The following is a 327-nucleotide window of genomic DNA, read 5'->3' as shown; positions in this document are numbered from 1 at the left end:
GTTCAGCTTCGAGACGTACTTCTCGCTGTCCTGCCAGAACTGCCCGGACGTGGTCCAGGCACTGAACCTGATGGCCGTACTCAACCCGAATATCCGCCACGTCGCCATCGACGGCGCGCTGTTCCAGGCTGAAGTCGACAAACGCCAGATCATGGCCGTGCCGAGTGTTTACCTGAACGGCGAGATCTTTGGCCAGGGCCGCATGGGCGTGGAAGAAATCCTCGCCAAGATCGACACCAGTGGTGCCGAGCTTCAGGCCGAAAAGATCAGCGCCAAAGAAGCCTTTGACGTGTTGATCGTTGGCGGCGGCCCGGCCGGTGCATCGGC

General features: G+C 60.9%; 1 protein-coding gene. It reads left to right on the top strand.

What is annotated here, in order from left to right; all coding sequences use genetic code 11:
- Positions 1 to 327: thioredoxin family protein (locus BK665_RS34035; RefSeq protein WP_185076767.1), on the top strand; the 327-nt coding region annotated here is incomplete at both ends.

Origin of the sequence: Pseudomonas frederiksbergensis, from assembly GCF_003732665.1 — a bacterium.
In the GTDB taxonomy this organism is placed as follows: Bacteria; Pseudomonadota; Gammaproteobacteria; order Pseudomonadales; family Pseudomonadaceae; genus Aquipseudomonas; species Aquipseudomonas frederiksbergensis_G.
Note: the sequence above shows the minus strand (reverse complement) of the source record. Positions and strands in the feature narration are given on the sequence as shown.